This is a genomic window from Cyanobium sp. Cruz-8D1 (assembly GCF_024345975.1).
In the GTDB taxonomy this organism is placed as follows: domain Bacteria; phylum Cyanobacteriota; class Cyanobacteriia; order PCC-6307; family Cyanobiaceae; genus Cyanobium.
The window spans coordinates 1-20,975 of the sequence record NZ_JAGQCD010000034.1 but is presented as its reverse complement, the minus strand read 5'-3'; the positions used below and the strand labels follow the sequence as shown (position 1 = coordinate 20,975).

The window sequence follows — 20,975 nt, the reverse complement described above, 5'->3', positions numbered from 1 at the left end:
CTTGCTGTTCCGGTTAGCCCAGGTCGGCCAGGCGCTGTCTCGCCAGAGCCGCCTGGGCCTCCGCCTCGGCCAGGTTGGCGCGGCACTCTGCCACCACTTCGGGGGGTGCCTTGCCGGCGAAGTTGGGGTTGGCGAGGCGGCCGGCCAGGCCTTGAATCTCCTTCTCCGCCTTGGCCAGGTCTTTTTCAAGGCGGGTGCGCAGGGCTTCAAGGCTCTGCTGGGGCACGGTGAGGCTCACCTGGGCGTCGCTGTCCACGATGCCCAGCAGCTGACCTGCCGCCGGCTGGGGCTCCAGGCCGAAAGCACTGCCCCCCGCCAGGCGCAGGATCTTCTCCTGGTTCACTTCCAGAAAAGCCCGGCGCTCGGGGCTGCCGCTGTGGATTCCCACCGGCAGCCGCTCTGAGGGCTTCACCCCGGAGAGGGCACGCAGGTTGCGCAACGCGCGCACCGCCTCGATCCCGAACTGGAAGGCCCGTTCATGACCTTCGTCCCGCCAGGCGGCCTCGGGCTGGGGCCAGGACTGCAGGGCGAGGAACGCCGTGGCATCGGCGCCCGTCACGGCGTGCCAGAGCTCCTCGGTGAGGTGGGGCATCAGCGGGTGGAGCATCACCAGCAGCGCCTCGAGGCTGGTGGCCAGCACCCGCCGAGCTGCCATGCGGGCGGTGGTGTCTGCGCCGGCCAGGCGTGGCTTGGCCCACTCGATGTACTGGTCGCAGAGATCGTTCCAGGCAAACTCGTAGAGGAGCTTCGCCGCCTCCCCCAGCCTGTAGCTGCCGTAAAGCTCGGCCGCCTCATTGGCGGCGCGGGCCAGGCGCGAGAGGATCCAGCGGTCCTCGCTCTCCAGCTCGGCGGCCAGAGGCCGGCCCAGGCTGGCGGGTGTCTCCCCGCCCAGGTTCATCAGGGCGAAGCGGGTGGCGTTCCAGAGCTTGTTGGCGAAGTTGCGCGCCGCCTCCACCGTGGCGGAGCTGCCGTCGCTGCGGTCGTAGTCGAGGCGGATGTCCTGGCCGGCGCCGGCCACTTCCCGCACAAGGGCGAAGCGCAGGGCATCGGCGCCGTAGCGCTCGATCAGCGGCAGCGGATCGATGCCGTTGCCGGCGCTCTTGCTCATCTTGCGGTTGTTCTCGTCCCGCACCAGGCCGTGGATCATCACGTCGGCGAAGGGCATCCAGGCCTTGCCGGCGCCGAGGGGCTGCATGGCGCCGGCCAGCATCGTCATGCGGGCCACCCAGAAGAAAATGATGTCGAAGCCCGTCACCAGCACGCTGGTGGGATACCAGCGGGCCAGATCGGCAGCGTTCGCATCGGGCCATCCCAGGGTGGAGAAGGGCCACAGGCCGCTGGAGAACCAGGTGTCGAGCACATCCGGGTCCTGCTCCAGCTGCAGCTCCCGGCCTGCCGCCAGGCTGGCCTCACCGAACTGCGCCACCGCTTTGGCGTGGGCCTCCGACTGATCGCGGGCCACCACGTAGGGCGTGGCCTCGCTGATCACGCCACCGGTCTCGCTGACCACGAACCAGGCGGGGATGCGGTGGCCCCACCAGAGCTGGCGGCTGATGCACCAGTCGCGGATGTCGGTGAGCCAGTCGCGGTAGACCTTCTCCCAGCGCTCGGGCACGAAGCGGGGCGCGCCGCCATCGAGGGCCTCGCGGCAGCGGGCCGCCAGCGGCTCGGCACGGGCGAACCACTGGGTGGAGAGCAGCGGCTCCACCGGCACCTTGCCGCGATCGGAGAAGGGCACGCTGTGGCGGTGGGGCTCCACCTTGACCAGAAACCCCTCCGCCTGCATCGCCGCCACCACCGCTTGGCGGGCCTCGAAGCGGTCGAGTCCGGCGAAGCGGCCGGCCGCCGCGTTCATGCTGCCGTCCTTGGCCATCACCGTGATCAGGGGCAGGCCGTGGCGGCTGCCGATGGCGAAGTCGTTGGGGTCGTGGGCGGGGGTCACCTTGACGCAACCCGTTCCGAAGGCCGGATCCACGTGCTCATCGGCCACGATCGGGATCTGCCGTCCCACCAGGGGCAGGGTGATCGTCTGGCCCACGAGGGCGGCGTAGCGGGGGTCGCTGGGGTGCACCGCCACGCCGGTGTCGCCCAGCAGGGTTTCGGGGCGGGTGGTGGCCACCACCAGATGGTCGGTGCCGTCAGCCGCCGCGCCGCCGCTGAGCGGATAGCGGAAGTGCCAGAGGTGGCCGTCGAGCTCCTTCATCTCCACCTCCAGGTCGCTCACCGCCGAACCCGAGGCCGGGCACCAGTTGACCAGGTATTCACCGCGGTAGATCAGCCCCTGCTCGTGCAGGCGCACGAAGGCCTCGACCACCGCCTCGCTCAGGCCGGGATCGAGGGTGAAGCGCTCGCGGCGCCAATCCACCGAGTAACCCAGCCGGCGCAGCTGGCCCACGATCGTGCCGCCGCTTTCGCCCTTCCAGGCCCAGGCCCGCTCCAGGAAGGCGTCACGGCCCAGATCGTCCTTGCTGCCGCCTTCGGCCTTGATCTGCTTCTCCAGCAGCGTCTGCACCGCGATCGAGGCGTGGTCGGTGCCGGGCAGACACAGCACGTTCTTGCCCTGCAGGCGCTGGAAGCGCACGATTGTGTCGATCAGGGCCGTCTCGAAGCCATGGCCCATGTGCAGGCTGCCGGTCACGTTCGGCGGCGGGATCACCACCGCAAAGGGCTCGCCCGGTGCCGCCGGATCGGGGTGGAAGGCGCCGGCCTCCTCCCAGGCCGCCTGCCAGCGCGCCTCGGTGGCGGCCGGGTCGTAGGTCTTGGGCAGGGCGGCCTCCGGGGCCGGGATGGGCACGGCGACGGCTGGGGCGTCGCTGGCATTCGCCTCGGGCACGGCTGTGTGGCGAAGATCGGCCCATGCTCTCAAAAGGGACGCCGGTCAACCCAGCGCGACGTAAACCTCCTGACCGAAGACGTTCTGCACCACGAACAGCAACACGAAGCCGATCACCGCAGCGATCAGGGGTGTGGTGACCCAGCCGGAGGCGATCCCCACCAGCACCCCCCAGCGAATCTGGCGCACACCACGGAGGCCCTGCAGCAGGCCGATCCCCAGCACCGAACCGATCACGGCCTGGGATCCCGAGACCGGCAGCAGGGGGATCGTGGGCAAGCCCCAACCGGCCAGCAGGCGTTCCAGCGCCGTGGAGGAAAAGATGAACAGCACCAGCGAATGGGAGACCACCACCACAAACGCCGCCAGCGGCGAAAGGGTCAGCAGGCTGTCGCCCACGGTCATCATCACGCGGCGGGAATAGGTGTACACACCCACGGCCACGGCGATGGCGCCGAGCAGGAACAGCTGCTCCACCGAGGAGACGCTGAAACCACCCAGGGTCAGGTCACGGAAGGGCGAGGCTGCCACGAAGAAACCCATCACGTTGCCGATGCCGTTGGCACCGATCGCATAGGAGCCGAAGATCCCGGCCAGGATCAGGCCGCTGCGGGTGTTGCGATCCAGCGAGAGCAGATGCGGCTGGCTGAGGCGGATCCACTCCACCAGCAGCTTGTACAGCACCATCGCGAAGATCGCCCCGAGCACCGGTGAGATCACCCAGGTGGCCACGATCCGGCGCAGGGTGCCCAGGTCGGTGGGGGAGCCGCTGAACAGGTTCCAGCCAATGATCGAACCCACCACCGCCTGGCTGGTGGAGGCCGGCAGGCCCACCTTGCTCATCCAGGCCACCGTGAGGGCGGCGGCCAGAGCCGCGGTGAACGCACCCGGCAGGGCGTTGATGGCACCCAGCTGGCTGAGCCCCTCGGCGGCACCGGTGCCGCTGGTGACCGCCCCGATGATCACGAACACGCTGCACAGGAAGGCGGCGGTGGAGAAGCGGAGCATCCGCGTCGCCACGGCGGTGCCGAAGGCGTTGGAGGCGTCGTTGGCCCCCATCGACCAGCCCAGAAACAGGCCGCTGGAGAGAAAGATCACGGTGACGATCAGGGCCATGGTCGGAGCTCCGGCTCAGAATGAGCGCTTGATCGCGAAGATCGAGAGGTTGTCGCCGATGTTCTCTGCCTTATCGGCCAGGGCATCGATCATCGCCACGGCTTCACGCAGCAGCGAACGCTGCTCGAAGCTGAGATCAGTGGCGAAGATCCGGCGCTTGATCCGGCAGGCGAGTTTGTCGGTTTCATCTTCAAACACCCGCACCTCGTTGATGTGGTCACGCACCGCTGCTGGCGTGCGGAAGAAGGTGCGGGCCGCCACAACCACGGCCTGCACACTGCGGATCGCCACCGTCGTCAGGTCAGCGAAATCCTGGCCGAACTCCGGCCTCCGCCTTGGCTGCACGATCATCAGCTCCTGGAAGCCGTCGCCCATCTCATCGAGCAGTTCAAAGAGGCTGGCGAGCAGGCGCAGGACGTCACCACGGGCGTCGGGCAGCAGCATCTCGGTGTAGAGCATGGTGACGATCGAACGTCGCAGCTCACTGCAGCGGCGTTTGATCTCGATGATCTGATTCAGTTTCTCCAGGCAGATCTCCGGATCTTCGCTGGTGCAGAGATAGGCCTTGATCCCCATCTCAACAACAATCACGCCCTCGGAGATCTTGTCGAGGAATTCATCAATCAGCCCCTGAAGAAATCTGGTTTTCCCGAACAGTGGAGGGGTTTCGTTGGACATCTGCTTCCCCTCGCTCACCCACTTTCCCGCCACCCTACCGATGGGGGCTTCCAGCCAGGCTCCTGCGCCCCCATCCCCTCACGCGCCCGGTGAGGCAGGGCGGAATCGATGCTCATCGCCCAGGCGGGACAACAGCTGGTCGCGGCGCCATTGTCCCCATTTCTGCCCGCCTAACCTCCGGCCATGGCCACCGCCCCACCCCTGGAGTTCCTCCCCCCCCGGCTCGATGGTCGGGTGCTGGCGGTGGGCCGGCTGGTGCTGCCGCTGTGGCTGCGGTGGCGCTGCCGGATCGACACGGTGGAGGTGGAGGGCATGGCCTCGCTCATCGAGGCGATGCGGGCCTTCCAGGCCGGGGAGAGCCGGCTGCTGCTCGCCTTCCGGCACCCCAGCCTCGACGATCCCCTGAGCATGGCCCAGCTGCTCTGGGTGGAACTGGCCAGGGCGGGGCGGCAGCAGGGCCTCCGCTTCGATCCAGCCCCCACCGCCCAGTTCCTGTTCGACCGCGGCATTCCCCTCTGGGCCGGGGCGGGGATGGGTTGGCTGTTCACCCACCTGGGGGGTGGCTCGATCCAGCGCAGCAAGCTCGATCTGCCGGCCCTGCGCACGGCCCGGCGCCTGCTGCTGGACGGCCCCCATCCCTTCGCCCTGGCGCCGGAAGGGGCCACCAATGGCCACAACGAGTTGCTCAGCCCCCTGGAGCCCGGCACCGCCCAGCTCGCCTTCTGGACGGCGGCCGACCTCGCCGACGCCGGTCGCCACGAGCGCATGGACCTGCTGCCGATCGGCCTGCAGTACAGCTACACCACCCCGATCTGGGCGGCGATCGAGGCCCTGCTCTGCCGACTGGAAGAGGGGGCGGGCCTGGGCCCCGACCCCAGCCACGATCTGGCCTCCTCCCGGCTGCTGGAGCGGCTGGTGCGCCTCGGGGAACGCATGCTTGAGCAGATGGAGGCCTTCTACCGCGACAAGGTGCACCTCCCCCTGCCAGAAGGGGAGGCCCCTCTGGCGGAAGCGGCCAGCACCCCCTTCGGACCCCGGCTGCAGCGGCTGATGGATCTGGCCCTGCGGCGGGTGGAGTTGTCCTTCGGGCTCCACCCCAGCGGCAGCCTCACCGACCGCTGCCGGCGCCTGGAGCAGGCCGGCTGGGATCGGCTTTATCCCGCCCGGCCCGCCAACGCCGCGCCCCTGAGCCCTCTGGCCCAGGGGCTGGCCGACCGGCTGGCGGCGGAAACCGAGGCCCAGCTCTGGCACATGCGCGTGGTGGAGTCGTTTGTGGCCGTGAGCGGCAGCTACGTGCGCGAGCGGCCCAGCCAGGAGCGCTTCGCCGACACGCTGCTGCTGCTCTGGGACACCCAGTGCCGGATCCAGGGCCAGACCGCCAACCAGCGCCCACGGCTGGGCCGGCTGCGGGCACGGATCAGCATCGACGCGCCGATCGTGGTGGACGACCGCATGGCGGACTACCGCCGTGATCGCCGCCAGGCCGTGCAGGCGCTGACCGAGGAGCTGGCCCTGCGGTTGCAGGGGCTGATCCTGCCCTCGGCCCTGGGCTGAGGCCTCAGCCGGCGGCGAGGCGCGCCACGTAGGCGTCCAGCGAGCCGACGTTGATCCAGCCGGTGGCGATCGTCTTGGTGTGGCTGTGGCTGATGCGGCCCCGGTGCAGGTGCGACAGGCCGGCGGGAAAGATCGCCAGCTTGCCCTTGACGGCCTCCTCGTGGTGGTCCTGCCAGTGGAATTCGGTGCCGCCGTCCGGCACCGTGTTGAGGTAAAGGATCCAGGCCAGCACCCGGCGGATGGGCTCGGTGGCCTCGTCGCTGGTGTTCCAGTCGCAGTGCCAGCTGTAGAACCCCTCCCCCGGCGCGTAGCGCTGCAGGTTGAAGATCGGATTGACGAACAGGGAGCGCTCCGGACAGCAGGTGAGGAACAGGGGGCGCTCGGCCAGGTAGCGCTTCAGGCCCGCGGAAACACCGCGCATGATCACATCCGCCAGGCCCTGGGCCTCGGGGTCGGAGCGGTCGATCCACACCAGGCTGATGTCGGTGGAGATCTTGCCGGGATCGCCCGCGGTGCCAGCCTCGGCACCCGTGCCGGGAGCGCCGTCGCTGCCGAAGGAGAAGGCCACACCGCTGCGCTGCAGGTCGCTGCGACGGTCGAAGAACGCCATCGCCGCCTCAGCCAGGGCCACGTAGCCGGGATCCTCGAAGCTGCCGATGAGCCGCATCCGCGCCAGGGATCTCGTTGGAGGGGAACCTAGAACGCCTGCCAGGGCAACGCCATCAGGGCCTGCAGCGGCTGCCAGCGATCGCGATCGGCCGTCACCAGGGCGCTGAGGCCAACGGCCTGCAGGGCCGCCGCCACCCGCTCCGGATCCAGCGACCCCCCTGGGTCCGCGTCGGCGTCCTGGCCCGCCTCGAGGGCCAGCACCAGCACCTGCTGCTCGGCCGGATCGGCCATCACCCGCAGGTTCAGGTCAGGAAGCTCCCGCTCGAAGAACAGCCGCCGCATCCTTGCCGTGAGTGCCGGACCCAGGGCCGCCGCGAAGGCCTCGAGAGCCCGGGCTTCGCCGGAGCAGCCACAGCTGAGGGCCAGCCAGATCATCAGCTTGGCCCAGCTGTCGGCCGTCCACAGGGGCGGGAAGCTCTCGCGATGGCCGCGCACCAGCTCGGCGATGGCGAAGTCGAACAGGGTGCCCTGCAGGGAGGCCACCGATGGCAGGGGTTCCTGATGCATCCATCCATCCTGACGACCAGGCGGCAAACTGCAGAGGCAACGTCCGTCCCTGGAGACGCCCGATGGCCCTCGATCTGAACGATCCTGAGCTCGAGTTCGCCGATCTCGTCACCGCCTACCAGAGCTGGGTGATGGCCGTGATCAACGACGAGAAGCTGGGGGGCGACAAGCTCCTCACCGACGACATCGCCGACGACGCCCTGAACGCGATGCGCTTCCTGCCGGATGTGGTGACCAGCGCGATCGAGACGACCCTGGCGCGGGTCTATGACGTCGACCCCGACGAACTCGCCGAGCTGCTCTACCCGGAGGACTGATCAGAGCCGGGAGGCCAGGGGTGCCCCCAGGGGCGAACGCCCCTAGCCTCCCGGTGTGATTTCCCTCCGCCGCCGCACACCCACCCCGCCCGTTCAGGGCCGATGGCCAGCGTCCCTCAAGGTGATGGCCGCAGGGCTGCTGCTGCCATTGATGGCCATCCTGGGGGGCTGTCACGGGCAGCGCCTGCAGCCCATGCTCCGGCCACTGGAGGGCACGCTGTACATCGCCGTCGGGGTGAGCCAGGAGGCCCTCGACGGCGAACTGCAGAAGGAGATCCGCAAACGCACCGCCCAACTCCAGGCCTCATTCCGCACCCTGCAGCCAAAGGTCCGGCTCCAGGTGGAGGTGTTTCCCGAGGAGAACCTGCGCAACGAGCTCCTCATCCGTAACCGCACCGGCCTGAGCCCCGATGTGTTGCTGGTGAACGAGTCCACGGCCCAGGAGCTGGCCCGGGAACGGCTGATCAGCACCGTGAGATTCCCGAGCGTGGTGCTGGATCAGCTGGACGCAGGCTCGGTGGAGCGGGTGCGGCGCTCGGATGGAACCCTGACCGGCCTTCCCCTGGAGCTGCAGCCCCAGGTGGCCTGCTTCGATCGGCGCCACGTCCAGCGCAGCCCCGCCACCCTTGAGGAGCTGCTGGCCTTAAGCGCCAAGGGAATGGAGGTGGGGCTCTCCCTCGATGCGGTCAGCCTGGCCTGGACCCTGGGCCCGCTTGGGGCGATCGACGCCGCGGGCAACCTGCTGGCTGGAGAGCCGGAAACAACGGCGACCCAGGCCAGCCTGCGGGGCTGGCTGCAGTGGCTGCGTCTGGCGGACCGGCAGCAACACGTCACCTTCTACCCCACCGAAACGGAATTGCTGAAGCAGCTGATGGCGGGGGGCCTCGACTGGATTCCCTGCCGCAGCATCAACATCCTTCGCCTGCGATCGCGGCTGGGCAACAACCTGGGCGTGGCCCCCCTGCCCTCCGGGCCCAGCGGCAACGCCACCCCGATCACCCGGGAGCGCGTGCTCTCCTTCGGCGTCAATTCCAGTCCGGTCCAGCGCCAGCTAGCCCTGGCCCTGGCCCGGTTCGCCATCAGTCCCCTGCACCAGCGGGAGATGGTGCTCCGCAACCTTTACGTGCTGCCGGTGAACCGGGAGGTGGCGCCACCGGTGCGCAGTTCCTCCGTACTGGCGGCCATGGTGGAGGGGCGACAGCAATCGATGCGAGGCGCGACGATCCGGCTGGTGGAGGGGAGCACCAAGGGCAAAAGGGAGGCCTGGCAGGCGCTGCTCACCCGTTTCCTCTTTGATGACCTGAGCCAGCAGGCCACTCTCGAGGGCCTGATCGGGCTCCTGGCTCGCGAGAGGTCCCGATGAGCGAGTTGCTGCTGGAGATCGTCGGCTGGTTCGGCTACCTGCAGCGCATCGAGGTGCGCGTCCAGGTGATGGTGCTGCTGCTGGTGTATCTCCTCCAGGGACCCTTACGCCGGCGACTGGCCCCACGCTTTCCGCCGGCGGGGAAGCCCAACGTCGTGATCCCCACCCTGCTGGGCCTGCTCTCGCTGGCCCTGGGGCTTGGCGGGCAGCCGTACGGCCTGGTGCTGCTGGGGCTGCTCCTGTACCTGGGCTGGCTGGGTCTGGAAGGGGTGCGCCTGCTGCTGGGCCGCTTCATCCAGCCCCAGCCGATGCAACTGCTCGAGACCCGCCTGATTCGTCCGGCCTACCTGCTGGTCGCCGCCCTGCTGGTGATCCGGGTGTTCGACAACCCCCAGGATCTGGCCCTGATCCCCATCGGCGACTGGTTCGGATCGGAGGTGACCCTGGGCAGCTTTTTCCTGGCGGTGCTGATTGTCTATGTGCTGGCCATGGGCACGGGGCCACCGGCCCAGGGGGTGGCCTGGCTGGTGCAGCGCAGCGTCGGCATCAGCAACGGCAGCCGCCGGGCCCTGGCCCTGATGATTCGCTATGCAGCGGTGGCCATGGGGATCGTCTGGGCCCTTGATCACGTCGGTTTCAACCGCACGGCGATCCTGGCGGTGGCCGGTGGCCTCTCGGTGGGCCTGGGGTTCGGCATCAAGGAAGTCTTCTCCAATTTCGTCAGTGGTCTTTGGCTGCTGTTCGAGGGATCGGTACGGCCCGGGGAAGTGCTGTTCATCGACGGTGATCCGTGCGAAGTGCGCAGCCTCGGGCTGCGGGCCGCCGTGCTCTGGCGCGACCGGGACAATGCCGAACTGGTGATCCCGAACCAGACGTTCTTCACCAACACCACCGTGACCTACACGGGCAGCGACACCATGCGGCGCAGCCAGGTACTGGTGAGCGCGGCTTATCACCATGATCCCGAGGACGTGATCGCGCTGCTGGAGGCCACGGCCCGCGGCCAGAGCCGCATTCTTCCCACCCCGGCACCGAAGGGTCTGCTGCTCCGCTATGGGGACTCCTCCATCGACTATGCCCTGCGCTTCTGGATCGCCAATCCCATGGATAACGTGTCCATCTGCAGCGACGTGCAGGCGGGCATCTGGCGGGCCTTCCGCGACCGGAACATCGAGATCCCCTTCCCCCAGCAGGTGCAGTATCGGGTGGAGGGTCCACCGAAGAGCTGAAGCCTGAAGCTATCCGATCCTCCGGCGATGGCCGCTGCGGCGATGGCGTTCAACAGCGGGATTGTGTTCGCTCCGGCCATGGCCATCCAGCGGCAACCGGAGCACAGCGAATGACCACAGAGCCACCGCCATGCCTAGGCAAAGAGGGCAGGGAACGCCGAACCTGGCCCGACTGGCGATCGCAGGCCCGAGATGTACAATTTCGCTTAATACCCACCGCCATTGCATCATGCTCAAAGGTCCCGATCTGCTCGCCAAGGTGAAAGAGCTGGGAGATGCTACGAAGTCGGATCTGGTCCGCAGCTGCGGCTACGTGAGCGCCAAGAAGGACGGCAATGAACGCCTGAACTTCACGGCTTTCTACGAAGCCCTTCTCGATGCCAAGGGGATCAACCTCGGTGACGGTGTCGGCAAGGCGGCCACCAAGGCTGGCCGCAAACTCGGCTATACCGCCAAGGTCCAGTTCAACGGCAACCTGCTGGTGGGCAAGGCCTACACCGCCATGCTGGGCCTCGAGCCGGGCGACGAATTCGAGATCAAGCTGGGTCGCAAGGCGATTCGCCTCGTCCCCGTGGGCGGCTCCGACGACGACGAGTGATCCGCTCCTGAACCTCCTCAGGCTTGTGAAGGAATGTTCGAACCCGCGCTGTAGCTGTTGCTGCTGATCTAGAAAGAGCTTGCGGGGCAGGGAGATTGATCAACTCCCTAAAGCTTTCGCAAAGTAACCCCCTTGGGCCCGCCCCGAGGGGGTTACGCATGTTTGGGGCAGGGGAGCGCCGTCATGTGCTTTGGAATGCACATGAAGTGGCTTCTCGTCAATCAGTCTGCAACTTTCTGTTACGTTGAGAGCTGATGCGTGGTCTGACCAATGCCTTATCCCCCATCCCATTCGGCGGCAGCCCCGCACCCCGGCGGCTTCGTCCAGTTGAACAGCCGCCAGGGCGGCACCTACCAAGTGATCAGCATCGACGAGGAAACGAGCAGCTGCTGGGTGCGACGCTGGCCCCTCACCCGCCACGGATCCCCCGCCTTCTCGGTCGGTCTGCCTGATCTCCGCCCCCTCCACACAACGGGCCGCTGAACGCTTCACCTTTGCCCTCCACTGGAGCACGCCAATGATCCCCATGGGTTTCGTCATCACTTCACGCCTGTTCTGCCAGGCAGGACGCCTGGTGCTGCTGGCGGCCTCCATCGCCCTGGCAGGCGAGGCCCTGGCCCACGTCGCCTCCTGAATGATCGTGGGGACATGACAGAGGGATCAACCCTGGGGCAGCTGCTGCAACTTCCTTTCATGCAGCGGGCCCTCCTGGGCGGGCTGTTGAGCGGCGCCCTCGGTGGGGTGCTGGGCAGTTTTGCGGTACTCCGCCAGCTCTCCTTCTTCAGTGATGCCCTGGGCCATTCCGCCCTGCTCGGCATCACGCTGGGAATCCTGCTGGGCATCGATCCCACCCTGGTGCTGATCCCCTTTGCGGTGCTCTTCGCCCTGATGACAAACCAGCTGGTGCAACGCAGCCGCCTGCCGGCGGATGCCCTGCTGAACATCGTCTACTCCTCGTCGCTGGCCATGGCCGTGGTGACCCTGAGCCTGCTGCGGGTCTACAAGGGAGGCATCCAGCAGCTGCTCTTCGGTGACATCCTGGGGGTCACCTGGCTCGACCTCAGCCTGATCGGGGTCCTGCTTGTCGTCACCACCGGCTACCTCACCTTCACCCGGCGTGACCAGGTGCTGCTCAGCCTCGACGAACCCCTGGCCCGTTCCCGGGGGGTCGCCGTCTCCCTGCACCGGCTGCTGTTCCTGATCCTGCTGGCCGTGGTGGTGGCCATCTCCGTCAAGGCGGTGGGAGTGTTGCTGATCAGTGCCTTCGTGGTCATCCCGGCCTGCGCCTCGCGGCTGGTGAGCCGCCGCTTCGATAGCTATGTGGGCCTGGCCGCCGGGCTGGGGGCCGCCTGCGCCGTACTGGGCCTGCTGCTCTCCGCCGCCTTCGCCCTGCCATCGGGCCCGAGCGTCGTGATCGCCCAGCTGGTGGGCTTCCTCACCGCCCTGGCGGTGGCCCCATTCCGGGGCGGGCCGGCGACCCCCTAGGCGGAGATCGCCTGGCCAAGGTGACCGGTCTTGACCCAGATCAGACCACCGCTGCCGCTGCAGGGAACATGGCGGCGACCGGGTGGCTTGCGCTGCCAGGTGCCGGCTGGATAGGCACCCTGCTCGTCTTCGAACACCCCGTAGAGCACAAGGAACTCCTCGCCGCCGTCGCGCTCCAGCAGGCGCCGCTCCACCCCGGCCAGGGGCGAGGGGTGCCAGGGCAGCGCGCCCGTGTCGACGACGGCCCGCCGGCCCAGATCGGCATGAACGTGGGTGGGGGCAGGGGAGACGGGCACGGCTCAGTGGGAACTGGTGAGCACCATGGGTCCCCTGGGCGCCTGGCCGGTGGGGTCACCCTCGACGCTGACACGGACGTCGGTGGCCTCGCTGGTGGGGGAGAGGGGGATGGGGATGGCCACCTGGCCGCGGGCGTTGGGCACGAAATGGACGCAACCCACGGTCTGACCCTTCACGGTGGCCCAGAGCCGGTAGGTGTGGTGCGGCGGCAGGGCGGGCAGGTCGGTGAGCTTCAGCAGGTTGTTGGTGCTGTTGCCGGTGACCAGCACCTCCCCCGAGGCCGTCTGGCCAGGCTGCACCGAGTGCAGGGGCAGCGTCCGTCGTTCGCCCGGAGCGGCCGGCGACAGTTGCCGCTGCAGGCCCGCCAGCTGCTGCCGGGTCTGGTAGAGCTCACCGCCCAGCAGCAGCAGGCCGACGGCCAGCAGGGAGGGAGCGAGCCAGCGCCGCCATGGGCCCGGATGGGGGCTGGGCTGCAGCAGGCGACGGCGCAGGGAGGGGGGAGGCGCCGCGATGGCCGGCAGCGCCAGGGGCAGCAATTCCAGGGTGGTGCTGAACTCCTCCAGGCGCCGGCGCAGCTCGGGCTGCTGCCGCAGCAGCCCGGCCAGCTGTTCCCGCTCGGTTTCCTCCAGGTCTCCCAGGGCGTGGCCGGCAAGCAGGGCGTCGATGCTGGCGGCGTCGAATGGGGTGGTGTTGGGGTTCATGGCTGGACGGGCGAGTCGTGGAGCAGGGCGCGCAGGCGGATCAACCCCTGGCGGGCGCGGGTCTTGACGGTGCCGAGGGGCAGTTTCAGCAGCGCGCCGATCGCGGACTGGCTCAACCCTTCGTAGTAGGCCATCTCCAGCACCTGACGCTGGTTGGCGGGGATGGCCGCGAGGGCGCCCCGGACCCTCTCGGCCAGATCCTCGGCCTCGGCACTGTCATGGGGCGTGGGCACGGCCGCTGGAAACAGGTGCTCTGACCAGCGTTGCACCAGCTGCCAGCGGTTGGCGCGCTGGTTGAGGCGGTTGATGGCCATCGAGCGCGTCATCAACAGCAGGTAGGCCAGCACCGGGCCCCGGGCAGGGTCATAACGCCCCTGCTGCCAGTAGCGCAGGAAGACGTCATGGGCGAGGTCTTCGGCTTCGTGGCTGGAGCGACACAGCCGCAGGGCCAGGCGGTACACCGGACCGCTGCAGGTGTCGTACAACTCCGCCAGATCGCCGGGAGCGTCGGTGGCGCCCTCAAGGGCGCCCCGCAGGGGCGGATGGCGGGGTGGAGCGTCGGCGTCAGAGGGTTTCACGTCCGGGGAGGCATTCGGCTGGGTTGCCGCTCCCCTGATACCGGCGAGGGAGCCGATCGGATGGGTCCGGGCCAGGAAGTGCGCGTTGCAGAAAACGACAGCCTCATCCGCACAGGATGCAACGACAGCCCGCCGAGCCAATCCGTTCCAGGAGCGCGGCGGTACTCCCTGCTCACGCTTCCCCATCACGATGACCCGCTCCCCCAGTGCCCTGCTGTCCGGCGCCCTCACCCTGGTGGCTGCCACGGCCCTCTCCGGTGCCGTCCTGCAGGCCCGCAGCCTCAGCCATCCGATCACTCCCGCCCTGGATTCGCTGGCCCAGACCGTGGCCATGGCGACGGCCAAGGGCAGCTTCCGCCAGGCCGAGGCCCCCGTGCGCGGTGGCTTCTCGATCAGCGAGCAGGGCGGCAAGAGGGTGCTCAGCCTCAGCGGCGACTTCAAGACCAGCGACACGGCCCCGGATCTCTGGGTGGTCTTCAGCCCCTCCGCCACCCCCCTGGCCATGAGCAACCCCCCGGCCTATCCCCTCAAGGCCGGCAGCTACACCGTGCTGGCGAGGCTGAAAGCCAGCAAGGGTGGCCAGAGCTATGTGATCCCCGCCTCGCTTGATCTCAAAGCCCTGAAATCGGTGCTGATCTGGTGCAAGAAATTCAACGCCACGATGGCCTGGTCGCCCCTCAAGCCCTGAGCAGCGCAGGCCCCCTCAGGGCCCGGCGAACCACTCATCGCCCTTCTCCTCCCAGGTGCCACACAGGTGGGGGAGGCAAATCGCGACAATCTTGCGTGGCCTCCGATGACCCGCCGGGCCGCTGCCTCTGTTCCCGATGGCCAAGAGCTTCCGGAGGTCTCGACCGTCGCCCACCCCAGACCCCGCTGGCTGGGGGCCCTGCTGTCTCTGGGCCTCCTCGGTGCTGCTGTTCGGCCATCGCCGCAGTCCCCTGGCCCAGCCCCGCAACTCGGACAGCGGTGCCGCTGCCTGCACCCCCTGCCGGCGGCATCGCCTTCCTCGGGGTCTTCCTCAAGGCGGGCGCCGGATTCGTCCTGTTTCCGGTGCTGTCCGGCTCCGTGCTGCTCATGCTGCTGGCCTGGCTGTTCAGCCGTTGGGTGAAGGGCGCCTCCGCCTACCCGGTGCATTGGCTCTGAGCCAGGGGCCCCAAGGCCTCGATCACCACGTTGCGCCAGGCTCAGGCGGTCTGGAGCTGCTCCAGCTGCTGCTGCAGGCGCTGCTTCATGCGCTTCTGCACGAGATCACAGAGCTCCTCCACCAGCTCGGTGTCGGCCCTGTAGATGAGCCGGACCCCGTCCCGGTCGCAGGACACCAGGCCAGCGCGTTGCAGCTGGGACAGCTGGCGGCTGATGTGGGACTGGCTGAAGCCTGTGGACTCGATCAGGGTGGCGACATCAGCGGGACCCTGGCGCAGATGACAGAGCAGCTGGAGCCGGGCCGGTTCGCTCAGCAGACGGAAGAACTGGCTGAACTCGTCCAGCAGTTCGGGGCTGGGAATGGAACCGGGGCCGGCAACGCCCATGGCAGAAGGGTATGACGCTTGCGACATTATGCAGGGTCTCCCAGGCTGCAGTGATGGACAGGACGATTTCCGCCATGCAGCAACACGCCGCAGGGCGCCGCATCGGCACCCCCTATCACTCTTTAGTCGTTGTATGCGTGTATGATCATAAGAGCCAGTTGAGGTTGCGTTGAAGGCTTCCGTCCCTCCATGTCCGCCTGAAGCCGCCGCCAGCCGGGCACGGCGGCTGGCCGCAAGGCCCTGGAACCGCGTGACACCATGAGTGCCGCCGTTCTGCTGTTGATGGCCGGCGGGGGCGCCCTGATCGGCTTCCTGCTGGCGGTGCTCGGGGCCGGCGGATCGATCCTGCTGCTGCCCCTGCTGATCAGCGGCGCCGGGCTGCCCACCCGGGAAGCGGTGCCCCTTTCCCTCCTGGCGGTGACCCTGTTGGCGGTGGCCAATGCCGGCCCCTACCTGCGCCGGCGCCAGGTGGCACCGCGCCCCGCCCTGATCCTGGGGGTGCCGGCCCTGGCGGGCAGCTGGATCGGAGGCTCGTTGGTGAAGCACGGCCTGGTCCCCGAGCCCGTGCAGCTGGGGGTGTTCGCCGCTGCCGCCCTGGTGGCCGCCTGGTTGCTGTCCCGTCGCCCCAGCGGCACCACCCGGGCGCCCCGGTCCACCGGATCGCCGCTGGCCCTGGCGGGCCAGGGGGTGCTGGTGGGCCTGCTGACCGGCATCGCCGGCGTGGGCGGCGGCTTCGCCATCGTGCCCGCCCTGGTGCTGCTGGCCGGTCTGCCGATGCCCCTGGCCAGCGGCACCAGCCTGGTGCTGATCACCACCAACAGCCTGGTGGCCCTCGCCGCCCTTGGGCACTGGCCGGCAGCGGGCCTGCCGCTGCTGGGGCCCCTGGTGGTGGGTGGTCTGGTGGGGGCGATCGGCGGCCAGGCCCTGGCCCCGCGCCTGTCCGATCGTCACCTGCGCCAGGGCTTCGCCGCCCTGCTGGTCGGTTCGGCCCTGCTCACGGGCGCTGAAGCCCTCCAACGTCAACACCGCGCCATCTCCTCCCCCCACGCCGTCCCGCAGCAGCGATGACCAACCTCCTGTTCCAGTTCCGCCTGCAGAGCCGCCATGGGGCCGCCGGCGACAGCCTCAGCGTCGACGTCCGCAACAGCGATCAGGAGCCGTGGCAGCCCCTGGAGCCCAGCCTGCAAACCCCCGGCTTTCGGCTGTACCTGCTGTCGCTGCTGCTCTGCCAGCACCACTACCTGGTGGCCAATGCCCTGGAGCGGCACCTGCCCCTGGCCGCGGTGGATGGGGTTCTCCGTGTGACCACCTCCGGCGACTGGATGATCGAGGCGGTGAGCGGCACGTTCCAGGTGCGGCTGGAGGCGGCCGCAGGAGCGATGACGCCCGAACTGGATGAACCCACCCGGGCCTTTCTGGAACGACGCATGAAGGTGTGTCCGGTGTCGCGGAATCTGCCCGGTACGGTGAGCAAATCGATCGTGGTGCAAGCGGCTTGATCCTCCGGCCCTACGAACCTGGCGATTGGCCGGCGGTGTGGGCGGTGCTGGAGCCGGTGTTCAGGGCCGGCGAGACCTTCCCCCACGACCCGGCGATCGGCAGCGACGCGGCCCGCCGGGCCTGGGTGGAGGCTGCCGCCGCCACCGTCGTGGCCACCGATGCGGGCGACGCGATCCTGGGCACCTACTACCTGCGGCCCAACCAGCCGTGTCTCGGCGCCCACGTGGCCAACGCCGGTTACGTGGTGGCCGAAGCCGCCCGTGGCCAGGGGGTGGGTCATGCCCTTTGCCGCCACTCCCAGGAGGAAGCCCGGCGGCGGGGCTTCACGGCGATGCAGTTCAACCTGGTGGTGGCCACCAACACCGCCGGGGTGGCGGCCTGGGGCAGCAACGGCTTCCGCACGATCGGCCGGCTGCCGGGGGCCTTTCGCCATCCCCGACTGGGCGCAGTGGACGCCCTGGTGATGTTCAAGGCGCTGGCCTGAGCTTCAGGGGGTCGGATGGTCCTCGCAGGGCATCCAGAGCGAACCCATGGCGTGCACCCCTTCGCAGCCGAGTTGCTTGGCCTTGCTGAGGGCCTCCTCCCGGCTCGGGTACGCGTGGATGTTCTTCTGGCCGTGGTCGTGGTGGTGAACCTGGCCGGCCTGAACTCCCAGTCGGTAGGGACCCATCCCCTCCATGCCGACCCACCACACCCCCATCACATTGACCCCGGCGATCAGGATGCCCATGCCGACAACGGAGGCGTTGATCACCCCCATGGCCACGGCACCGAGGCTCAGCACCCCCATCGGCACGACGCCGATGCTGATCACTCCCATCGGAACGATGCCGATCGAAATGATGCCCAAGGGGGCGATGCCGATGGCGAGGATCTTGGGCTTGCCGCCGCAACCGGACGCGGGGCTGTCGGGAGAGGGCTCGGGCGGAACAGGTGCTGGCATCAGGGCGTAGAGGGACTGGATGTCCCGCCGGTCGCCTCACCATGACTGGCGCAAGGCATCCACTGGTTGCCCATCCTGTGGGCCCCCTTGCAGTTGAAGTGCTTCGCGGCGGCTTCGGCCTCGGCCTTGGTGGCAAACACCGCCTGCTGAGCGCCATGGCCGGCGTGCTGGGCCATGGCGGGAGCTTCGCTGAGCCCTGCCAAAAGGCCGGAAACGACGGCCATTGCCTTGAGAAGCGGTTGACGACGCCCCATGGCCGATCCGTGAACAACAATCACTCTGGCAGAGGGGCCCCAGGAGTTCTCGCTCGCTCGCCAGCCAGGTTGAACGACCACTCAGGCCTGGCCCCCTGTCGCCTGAAAGGCAAGCTTCAGATACACAGCCAGATGTTTGGAACTGACGTCATCAAGGCAACGGAGCTTGACGTGACGCCGTCCCTTGCCAGTTCCTTCCAGCTGACCAAACGGATCGACGATCAGAGCACCCTTGCTGAACTCCACTGAGACATGCTGCTGGTAAGCGAACACACCACCGAACCAAAGGCCGGCAGACATGAACAGAATGCCGCCGTACTTCACCTCCTCAGAGATTGAGCCAAGGGTCTCATGCGTCAGGCTGCGCACTGCTTGCACAAGGACATAGGCCTCCTCAGACAGAAGGCGAACATCGTCCAAGAGGGCCTCAACGGTCTTGGCTGCCATCACGCACGGCCTCACTTTGGGTGTCAAATCGCACTGTAGGTGCAACGAATCGGGCGGAGTCGATCATCATGCTCCTGGATCCGTCTCCCTGCAAGAGTCATTCAACAGCGCACGAAACGAAGCGCCAATTGCAGAGGACACGAGGGCAGACCAAACCAACTGCATAGTCAGCCGCGTTGGCCGATGGTTCGCCCAGAGATCAAGCCAGAGGGGCCATGGCGATCACTCTCCTGCCGTAGAGGATCGCTCCAAAGCCGGTCACATACATCAACAGGCTATAGACCGCCGCAGGCACGGCCATGTCGGGGTTGTTGAGCAGACCGGCGGTGATGGCAATCGCCAGGGTTCCGTTCTGAATCCCCACTTCAATCGCGATGCAGACCTGCTGAGCCCGTGGCAGGCGAAACAGCTTTCCCGCCGACAAGCCCGTCAGCATGGCCAGCAGGTTGAGCACCACGATGGCGAGTCCCACCTGCGCCAGAAATCCTGGCAGCTTGCTGCCCTCCCGAATCAGCAACAGCACGATGATCAGCGCCAGGAGGCCTGCAGCCAGGCGGCCCATCTGCTTTTCGAGGCGACGGGCGGTCCCAGGAAAACGGTGACGGATGGCCATGCCGATGGCCGTTGGCAGCAGGGTGATCAGGACGATCTGCAGCATGGTGGTGCCCAGCGGCAGGACCATCGCCTCCCCTGCCCCCAGGAATTGGCGCAGGGCCAGATTGGTGAACAGCGGAATCGTGAAGACGGTGACGAGGCTGCTAACGGCCGTCAGTGTCACCGACAGGGCCACATCCCCCCGGGCCAGAAAGGTCATGAGGTTGGAAGAGGGTCCACCAGGGCAAACCGCCACAACCACCAAACCGACGGCCATCGCCGGCTGCATGGGCACCGCCAGGGCGATCAGTCCTCCCAACAACGGCAACAGCAGGGTCTGGCAGACCGTGCCCACCACGACCGCCCTGGGGTAGCGGGTGATGCGTTTGAAGTCCTCTGCCACCAGGCTGAGGCCCATCCCCAGCATGACGCTGGCCAAGGCCAGGGGCAGCAGGACAAGCGTGAAAAAGCTGCTCTGCATTAACGGGTTGCCATGCTCTGCATCACCTTGCCCATGATCCTCACCCGCGCCCAGCGCGGCAGCACAACGATGCCATGGCCCTGGAGTTCCACCTGCAGGCCCTCGGCCAGGCTCTGCACATCGGCCTTGGTGGCCGCGATCGAGCTGAGCAGCACCAGGCCATTCACCAGCAGCATCTCGGTTTCGGTGGCGATCTGGCTGGCCTCCAGATCATCCTGGATTGAGCACTTCCTCAAATTGCGCTTCTTCCAACAGGGTCCGAATGGCTTCGGCAGTTGGACGCATACTTCAGTTCGCAAATGGTTGGACTCAACAACGCGTTTCTTGCAAGCAAACACGCAAAGGATAAGAGATGGACCCGAGAAGACATCCAGGTATCGATCGCGCAGTTTCAGCAGATGCGTCTCAAGGCAAACGCCATTTGAGATCCTAGCTTTGGCCAAATGAAAGCCCTACCGGCAAGCCCTTTGATCTGTTTAACGCTGGCTATCACCTGGCCGCAGAGAGCAGTGAAAGAGGCCATTCACGGGAGGCCGTAAATATGAGGTGGCGGCTCGGGGAATGGCCGTGCTAGAGAGTGAAATCAGCGTCTGGGTCAAGAAGCGGCAGGAGCCTTGCGGTAACCATGGCCAATACATGAGGTGATGCACGCTCAATCAGCTTCGCCTTTCTCGCACGCCAGTCAAGGCTCTTGAGCTGATCTGCAAGAACGACGCCAACCACACCACTACCCTCTGGCAAGAGCACCTCAAAAGGATATCCTTTCACTCTAGAGGTAATTGGACAAAACAAAGCCGAGCCCACCTTGCCGTTGTAGGACTTTGGCGAGATAACCAAGGCCGGTCGTCTTTCAGCTTGCTCACTACCAGTCTGTGGGGTGAACTCCAGCCACACCAGGTCACTGCGACAAGGAATAGACGCAGCGGACATTAAAAGAGCTCCAGCCCAACAGTCTCTCCTGTATCGACAGTGGAATGGAGATTCTCGGCCGTCACTCCCGCAAGGAGATCAACCAGACTGAGTCGCTTGGGAAGCACTGGCTTCACGACCAACGCCCCGTCCTTGGCGCTCAGGCTCCCCTCAGTGCCAGCACCAAGACCAATCTGCCCAGCCAGACCACGCAGGATCCGCACACCAAGGCTGTTTCCCCACTTCTGGACCCGCGTCTGCATGCGGCCCCTAAGAGTTTGCTGAAAAACCCGGCCACCTCTGCGAGAATGCATCAACTGCCCATTCGTTGATGCGAGGCCAACAGGAGCGCAGCGGCTCCCTGTTCTCCTACGTCTCGATCGAGGAGCGGAT

General features: G+C 67.3%; 28 protein-coding genes. 13 read left to right on the top strand and 15 right to left on the bottom strand.

Features of this window, described 5'->3' with window-relative positions; all coding sequences use genetic code 11:
• Window positions 1-13: 13 nt before the first annotated feature.
• The 3 genes from KBZ33_RS16475 to KBZ33_RS16465 all read right to left on the bottom strand — a co-directional run bounded on the left by KBZ33_RS16475 (window position 14) and on the right by KBZ33_RS16465 (window position 4,627).
• Window positions 14-2,794, bottom strand: a complete 2,781-nt coding sequence (locus KBZ33_RS16475; protein ID WP_254954473.1) for a valine--tRNA ligase — start codon at window positions 2,792-2,794, stop codon at window positions 14-16.
• A gap of 84 nt (window positions 2,795-2,878) precedes the next feature.
• Window positions 2,879-3,949 carry an inorganic phosphate transporter gene (locus KBZ33_RS16470; RefSeq protein ID WP_254954465.1) on the bottom strand — a complete coding sequence of 357 codons (1,071 nt, stop codon included), beginning with the start codon at window positions 3,947-3,949 and terminating at the stop codon, window positions 2,879-2,881.
• A 15-nt stretch (window positions 3,950-3,964) separates the two neighbouring features.
• Window positions 3,965-4,627: a DUF47 domain-containing protein gene (locus KBZ33_RS16465; RefSeq protein ID WP_254954464.1), complete on the bottom strand. Its 663-nt coding sequence runs from the start codon at window positions 4,625-4,627 to the stop codon at window positions 3,965-3,967.
• 183 nt (window positions 4,628-4,810) lie between these two features.
• Between KBZ33_RS16465 and KBZ33_RS16460 the strand changes: the two genes are divergently transcribed.
• A complete protein-coding gene (locus KBZ33_RS16460; protein WP_254954463.1) occupies window positions 4,811-6,181 on the top strand; it encodes a 1-acyl-sn-glycerol-3-phosphate acyltransferase in 1,371 nt (456 codons plus the stop codon).
• 4 nt (window positions 6,182-6,185) lie between these two features.
• On the opposite strand, the gene KBZ33_RS16455 is transcribed toward KBZ33_RS16460, so the two are convergent.
• Window positions 6,186-6,848, bottom strand: coding sequence for a 2OG-Fe(II) oxygenase (locus tag KBZ33_RS16455; protein ID WP_254954462.1), 663 nt, complete (start codon window positions 6,846-6,848; stop codon window positions 6,186-6,188).
• 29 nt (window positions 6,849-6,877) lie between these two features.
• On the bottom strand, window positions 6,878-7,357 hold the full coding sequence (locus KBZ33_RS16450) for a protein phosphatase (RefSeq protein ID WP_254954461.1): 480 nt from the start codon (window positions 7,355-7,357) through the stop codon (window positions 6,878-6,880).
• A 62-nt stretch (window positions 7,358-7,419) separates the two neighbouring features.
• On the opposite strand from KBZ33_RS16450, the gene KBZ33_RS16445 reads away from it, so the two are divergent.
• The 6 genes from KBZ33_RS16445 (at window position 7,420) to KBZ33_RS16420 (ending at window position 12,349) form a co-directional block, all read left to right on the top strand.
• Window positions 7,420-7,674 carry a hypothetical protein gene (locus tag KBZ33_RS16445; RefSeq protein WP_094585220.1) on the top strand — a complete coding sequence of 85 codons (255 nt, stop codon included), beginning with the start codon at window positions 7,420-7,422 and terminating at the stop codon, window positions 7,672-7,674.
• 55 nt (window positions 7,675-7,729) lie between these two features.
• Window positions 7,730-9,037 (top strand): hypothetical protein, encoded by a 1,308-nt coding sequence (locus tag KBZ33_RS16440; protein ID WP_254954460.1) that lies wholly within the window; start codon window positions 7,730-7,732, stop codon window positions 9,035-9,037.
• Window positions 9,034-10,266 carry a mechanosensitive ion channel family protein gene (locus KBZ33_RS16435; RefSeq protein WP_254954459.1) on the top strand — a complete coding sequence of 411 codons (1,233 nt, stop codon included), beginning with the start codon at window positions 9,034-9,036 and terminating at the stop codon, window positions 10,264-10,266. Before KBZ33_RS16440 ends, KBZ33_RS16435 begins: the two co-directional genes overlap by 4 nt.
• 229 nt (window positions 10,267-10,495) lie before the next feature.
• Window positions 10,496-10,864: an AbrB family transcriptional regulator gene (locus tag KBZ33_RS16430; RefSeq protein WP_254954458.1), complete on the top strand. Its 369-nt coding sequence runs from the start codon at window positions 10,496-10,498 to the stop codon at window positions 10,862-10,864.
• Between the two features lie 270 nt (window positions 10,865-11,134).
• Window positions 11,135-11,347: a hypothetical protein gene (locus KBZ33_RS16425; RefSeq protein ID WP_254954457.1), complete on the top strand. Its 213-nt coding sequence runs from the start codon at window positions 11,135-11,137 to the stop codon at window positions 11,345-11,347.
• 165 nt (window positions 11,348-11,512) lie between these two features.
• Complete coding sequence (locus KBZ33_RS16420; RefSeq protein WP_255011850.1) at window positions 11,513-12,349, top strand: metal ABC transporter permease; 837 nt, start codon at window positions 11,513-11,515, stop codon at window positions 12,347-12,349.
• Here KBZ33_RS16420 and KBZ33_RS21645 read toward each other — a convergent pair.
• From KBZ33_RS21645 to KBZ33_RS16405, 3 genes are read right to left on the bottom strand one after another with little or no spacing between them, the layout of a single operon-like run.
• Window positions 12,346-12,645: a cupin domain-containing protein gene (locus tag KBZ33_RS21645; protein ID WP_254954455.1), complete on the bottom strand. Its 300-nt coding sequence runs from the start codon at window positions 12,643-12,645 to the stop codon at window positions 12,346-12,348. The two genes, KBZ33_RS16420 and KBZ33_RS21645, sit on opposite strands and share 4 nt — an antisense overlap.
• Before the next feature lie 3 nt (window positions 12,646-12,648).
• Window positions 12,649-13,347 carry an anti-sigma factor domain-containing protein gene (locus KBZ33_RS16410; protein WP_254954454.1) on the bottom strand — a complete coding sequence of 233 codons (699 nt, stop codon included), beginning with the start codon at window positions 13,345-13,347 and terminating at the stop codon, window positions 12,649-12,651.
• Window positions 13,344-13,925 (bottom strand): sigma-70 family RNA polymerase sigma factor, encoded by a 582-nt coding sequence (locus KBZ33_RS16405; RefSeq protein ID WP_254954453.1) that lies wholly within the window; start codon window positions 13,923-13,925, stop codon window positions 13,344-13,346. Before KBZ33_RS16405 ends, KBZ33_RS16410 begins: the two co-directional genes overlap by 4 nt.
• Window positions 13,926-14,115: 190 nt before the next feature.
• On the opposite strand from KBZ33_RS16405, the gene KBZ33_RS16400 reads away from it, so the two are divergent.
• Together KBZ33_RS16400 and KBZ33_RS16395 are read left to right on the top strand one after the other, a co-directional pair.
• Window positions 14,116-14,613 carry a DM13 domain-containing protein gene (locus KBZ33_RS16400; protein ID WP_254954452.1) on the top strand — a complete coding sequence of 166 codons (498 nt, stop codon included), beginning with the start codon at window positions 14,116-14,118 and terminating at the stop codon, window positions 14,611-14,613.
• A 278-nt stretch (window positions 14,614-14,891) separates the two neighbouring features.
• Complete coding sequence (locus KBZ33_RS16395) at window positions 14,892-15,068, top strand: HPP family protein (RefSeq protein ID WP_254954451.1); 177 nt, start codon at window positions 14,892-14,894, stop codon at window positions 15,066-15,068.
• Window positions 15,069-15,109: 41 nt separating this feature from the next.
• Here KBZ33_RS16395 and KBZ33_RS16390 read toward each other — a convergent pair whose 3' ends face one another.
• Complete coding sequence (locus KBZ33_RS16390) at window positions 15,110-15,454, bottom strand: metalloregulator ArsR/SmtB family transcription factor (RefSeq protein ID WP_254954450.1); 345 nt, start codon at window positions 15,452-15,454, stop codon at window positions 15,110-15,112.
• Window positions 15,455-15,712: 258 nt separating this feature from the next.
• On the opposite strand from KBZ33_RS16390, the gene KBZ33_RS16385 reads away from it, so the two are divergent.
• Genes KBZ33_RS16385 through KBZ33_RS16375 form a run of 3 tightly spaced genes read left to right on the top strand, consistent with a single transcriptional unit; the run spans window position 15,713 to window position 17,438 of the window.
• Complete coding sequence (locus KBZ33_RS16385; RefSeq protein ID WP_254954449.1) at window positions 15,713-16,522, top strand: sulfite exporter TauE/SafE family protein; 810 nt, start codon at window positions 15,713-15,715, stop codon at window positions 16,520-16,522.
• Window positions 16,519-16,953 (top strand): hypothetical protein, encoded by a 435-nt coding sequence (locus KBZ33_RS16380; protein WP_254954448.1) that lies wholly within the window; start codon window positions 16,519-16,521, stop codon window positions 16,951-16,953. The genes KBZ33_RS16385 and KBZ33_RS16380 overlap by 4 nt, the downstream gene beginning before the upstream one ends.
• The gene (locus tag KBZ33_RS16375; RefSeq protein WP_254954447.1) at window positions 16,950-17,438 is read left to right on the top strand and encodes a GNAT family N-acetyltransferase; all 489 of its coding nucleotides are present in this window, start codon (window positions 16,950-16,952) and stop codon (window positions 17,436-17,438) included. The genes KBZ33_RS16380 and KBZ33_RS16375 overlap by 4 nt, the downstream gene beginning before the upstream one ends.
• 3 nt (window positions 17,439-17,441) lie before the next feature.
• On the opposite strand, the gene KBZ33_RS16370 is transcribed toward KBZ33_RS16375, so the two are convergent.
• From KBZ33_RS16370 to KBZ33_RS16345, 6 genes are all read right to left on the bottom strand, one after another.
• A complete protein-coding gene (locus tag KBZ33_RS16370) occupies window positions 17,442-17,897 on the bottom strand; it encodes a hypothetical protein (RefSeq protein ID WP_254954446.1) in 456 nt (151 codons plus the stop codon).
• On the bottom strand, window positions 17,897-18,073 hold the full coding sequence (locus KBZ33_RS16365) for a DUF3721 domain-containing protein (protein ID WP_254954445.1): 177 nt from the start codon (window positions 18,071-18,073) through the stop codon (window positions 17,897-17,899). The genes KBZ33_RS16370 and KBZ33_RS16365 overlap by 1 nt, the downstream gene beginning before the upstream one ends.
• Window positions 18,074-18,232: 159 nt before the next feature.
• The gene (locus KBZ33_RS16360) at window positions 18,233-18,598 is read right to left on the bottom strand and encodes a DUF1801 domain-containing protein (RefSeq protein ID WP_254954444.1); all 366 of its coding nucleotides are present in this window, start codon (window positions 18,596-18,598) and stop codon (window positions 18,233-18,235) included.
• Between the two features lie 199 nt (window positions 18,599-18,797).
• Complete coding sequence (locus KBZ33_RS16355) at window positions 18,798-19,673, bottom strand: bile acid:sodium symporter family protein (protein ID WP_254954443.1); 876 nt, start codon at window positions 19,671-19,673, stop codon at window positions 18,798-18,800.
• A complete protein-coding gene (locus KBZ33_RS16350; protein ID WP_254954442.1) occupies window positions 19,673-19,909 on the bottom strand; it encodes a hypothetical protein in 237 nt (78 codons plus the stop codon). Before KBZ33_RS16350 ends, KBZ33_RS16355 begins: the two co-directional genes overlap by 1 nt.
• A 334-nt stretch (window positions 19,910-20,243) precedes the next feature.
• Window positions 20,244-20,603 (bottom strand): type II toxin-antitoxin system PemK/MazF family toxin, encoded by a 360-nt coding sequence (locus KBZ33_RS16345; protein WP_254954441.1) that lies wholly within the window; start codon window positions 20,601-20,603, stop codon window positions 20,244-20,246.
• Window positions 20,604-20,647: 44 nt separating this feature from the next.
• Here KBZ33_RS16345 and KBZ33_RS16340 point away from each other — a divergent pair, with 44 nt between their 5' ends.
• Window positions 20,648-20,914 carry a hypothetical protein gene (locus KBZ33_RS16340; protein WP_255011849.1) on the top strand — a complete coding sequence of 89 codons (267 nt, stop codon included), beginning with the start codon at window positions 20,648-20,650 and terminating at the stop codon, window positions 20,912-20,914.
• Window positions 20,915-20,975 lie beyond the last annotated feature (61 nt).

What these genes read in the sequence shown, in the direction of transcription:
- KBZ33_RS16470 (WP_254954465.1), bottom strand. Translation starts at nt 3,949, where the DNA reads ATGGCCCTGATCGTCACCGTGATCTTTCTCTCCAGCGGCCTGTTTCTG.
- KBZ33_RS16465 (WP_254954464.1), bottom strand. Translation starts at nt 4,627, where the DNA reads ATGTCCAACGAAACCCCTCCACTGTTCGGGAAAACCAGATTTCTTCAG.
- KBZ33_RS16460 (WP_254954463.1), top strand. Translation starts at nt 4,811, where the DNA reads ATGGCCACCGCCCCACCCCTGGAGTTCCTCCCCCCCCGGCTCGATGGT.
- KBZ33_RS16455 (WP_254954462.1), bottom strand. Translation starts at nt 6,848, where the DNA reads ATGCGGCTCATCGGCAGCTTCGAGGATCCCGGCTACGTGGCCCTGGCT.
- KBZ33_RS16450 (WP_254954461.1), bottom strand. Translation starts at nt 7,357, where the DNA reads ATGCATCAGGAACCCCTGCCATCGGTGGCCTCCCTGCAGGGCACCCTG.
- KBZ33_RS16445 (WP_094585220.1), top strand. Translation starts at nt 7,420, where the DNA reads ATGGCCCTCGATCTGAACGATCCTGAGCTCGAGTTCGCCGATCTCGTC.
- KBZ33_RS16435 (WP_254954459.1), top strand. Translation starts at nt 9,034, where the DNA reads ATGAGCGAGTTGCTGCTGGAGATCGTCGGCTGGTTCGGCTACCTGCAG.
- KBZ33_RS16430 (WP_254954458.1), top strand. Translation starts at nt 10,496, where the DNA reads ATGCTCAAAGGTCCCGATCTGCTCGCCAAGGTGAAAGAGCTGGGAGAT.
- KBZ33_RS16425 (WP_254954457.1), top strand. Translation starts at nt 11,135, where the DNA reads ATGCCTTATCCCCCATCCCATTCGGCGGCAGCCCCGCACCCCGGCGGC.
- KBZ33_RS16420 (WP_255011850.1), top strand. Translation starts at nt 11,513, where the DNA reads ATGACAGAGGGATCAACCCTGGGGCAGCTGCTGCAACTTCCTTTCATG.
- KBZ33_RS16410 (WP_254954454.1), bottom strand. Translation starts at nt 13,347, where the DNA reads ATGAACCCCAACACCACCCCATTCGACGCCGCCAGCATCGACGCCCTG.
- KBZ33_RS16400 (WP_254954452.1), top strand. Translation starts at nt 14,116, where the DNA reads ATGACCCGCTCCCCCAGTGCCCTGCTGTCCGGCGCCCTCACCCTGGTG.
- KBZ33_RS16390 (WP_254954450.1), bottom strand. Translation starts at nt 15,454, where the DNA reads ATGGGCGTTGCCGGCCCCGGTTCCATTCCCAGCCCCGAACTGCTGGAC.
- KBZ33_RS16385 (WP_254954449.1), top strand. Translation starts at nt 15,713, where the DNA reads ATGAGTGCCGCCGTTCTGCTGTTGATGGCCGGCGGGGGCGCCCTGATC.
- KBZ33_RS16380 (WP_254954448.1), top strand. Translation starts at nt 16,519, where the DNA reads ATGACCAACCTCCTGTTCCAGTTCCGCCTGCAGAGCCGCCATGGGGCC.
- KBZ33_RS16370 (WP_254954446.1), bottom strand. Translation starts at nt 17,897, where the DNA reads ATGCCAGCACCTGTTCCGCCCGAGCCCTCTCCCGACAGCCCCGCGTCC.
- KBZ33_RS16365 (WP_254954445.1), bottom strand. Translation starts at nt 18,073, where the DNA reads ATGGCCCAGCACGCCGGCCATGGCGCTCAGCAGGCGGTGTTTGCCACC.
- KBZ33_RS16360 (WP_254954444.1), bottom strand. Translation starts at nt 18,598, where the DNA reads ATGGCAGCCAAGACCGTTGAGGCCCTCTTGGACGATGTTCGCCTTCTG.
- KBZ33_RS16355 (WP_254954443.1), bottom strand. Translation starts at nt 19,673, where the DNA reads ATGCAGAGCAGCTTTTTCACGCTTGTCCTGCTGCCCCTGGCCTTGGCC.
- KBZ33_RS16345 (WP_254954441.1), bottom strand. Translation starts at nt 20,603, where the DNA reads ATGTCCGCTGCGTCTATTCCTTGTCGCAGTGACCTGGTGTGGCTGGAG.
- KBZ33_RS16340 (WP_255011849.1), top strand. Translation starts at nt 20,648, where the DNA reads ATGGAGATTCTCGGCCGTCACTCCCGCAAGGAGATCAACCAGACTGAG.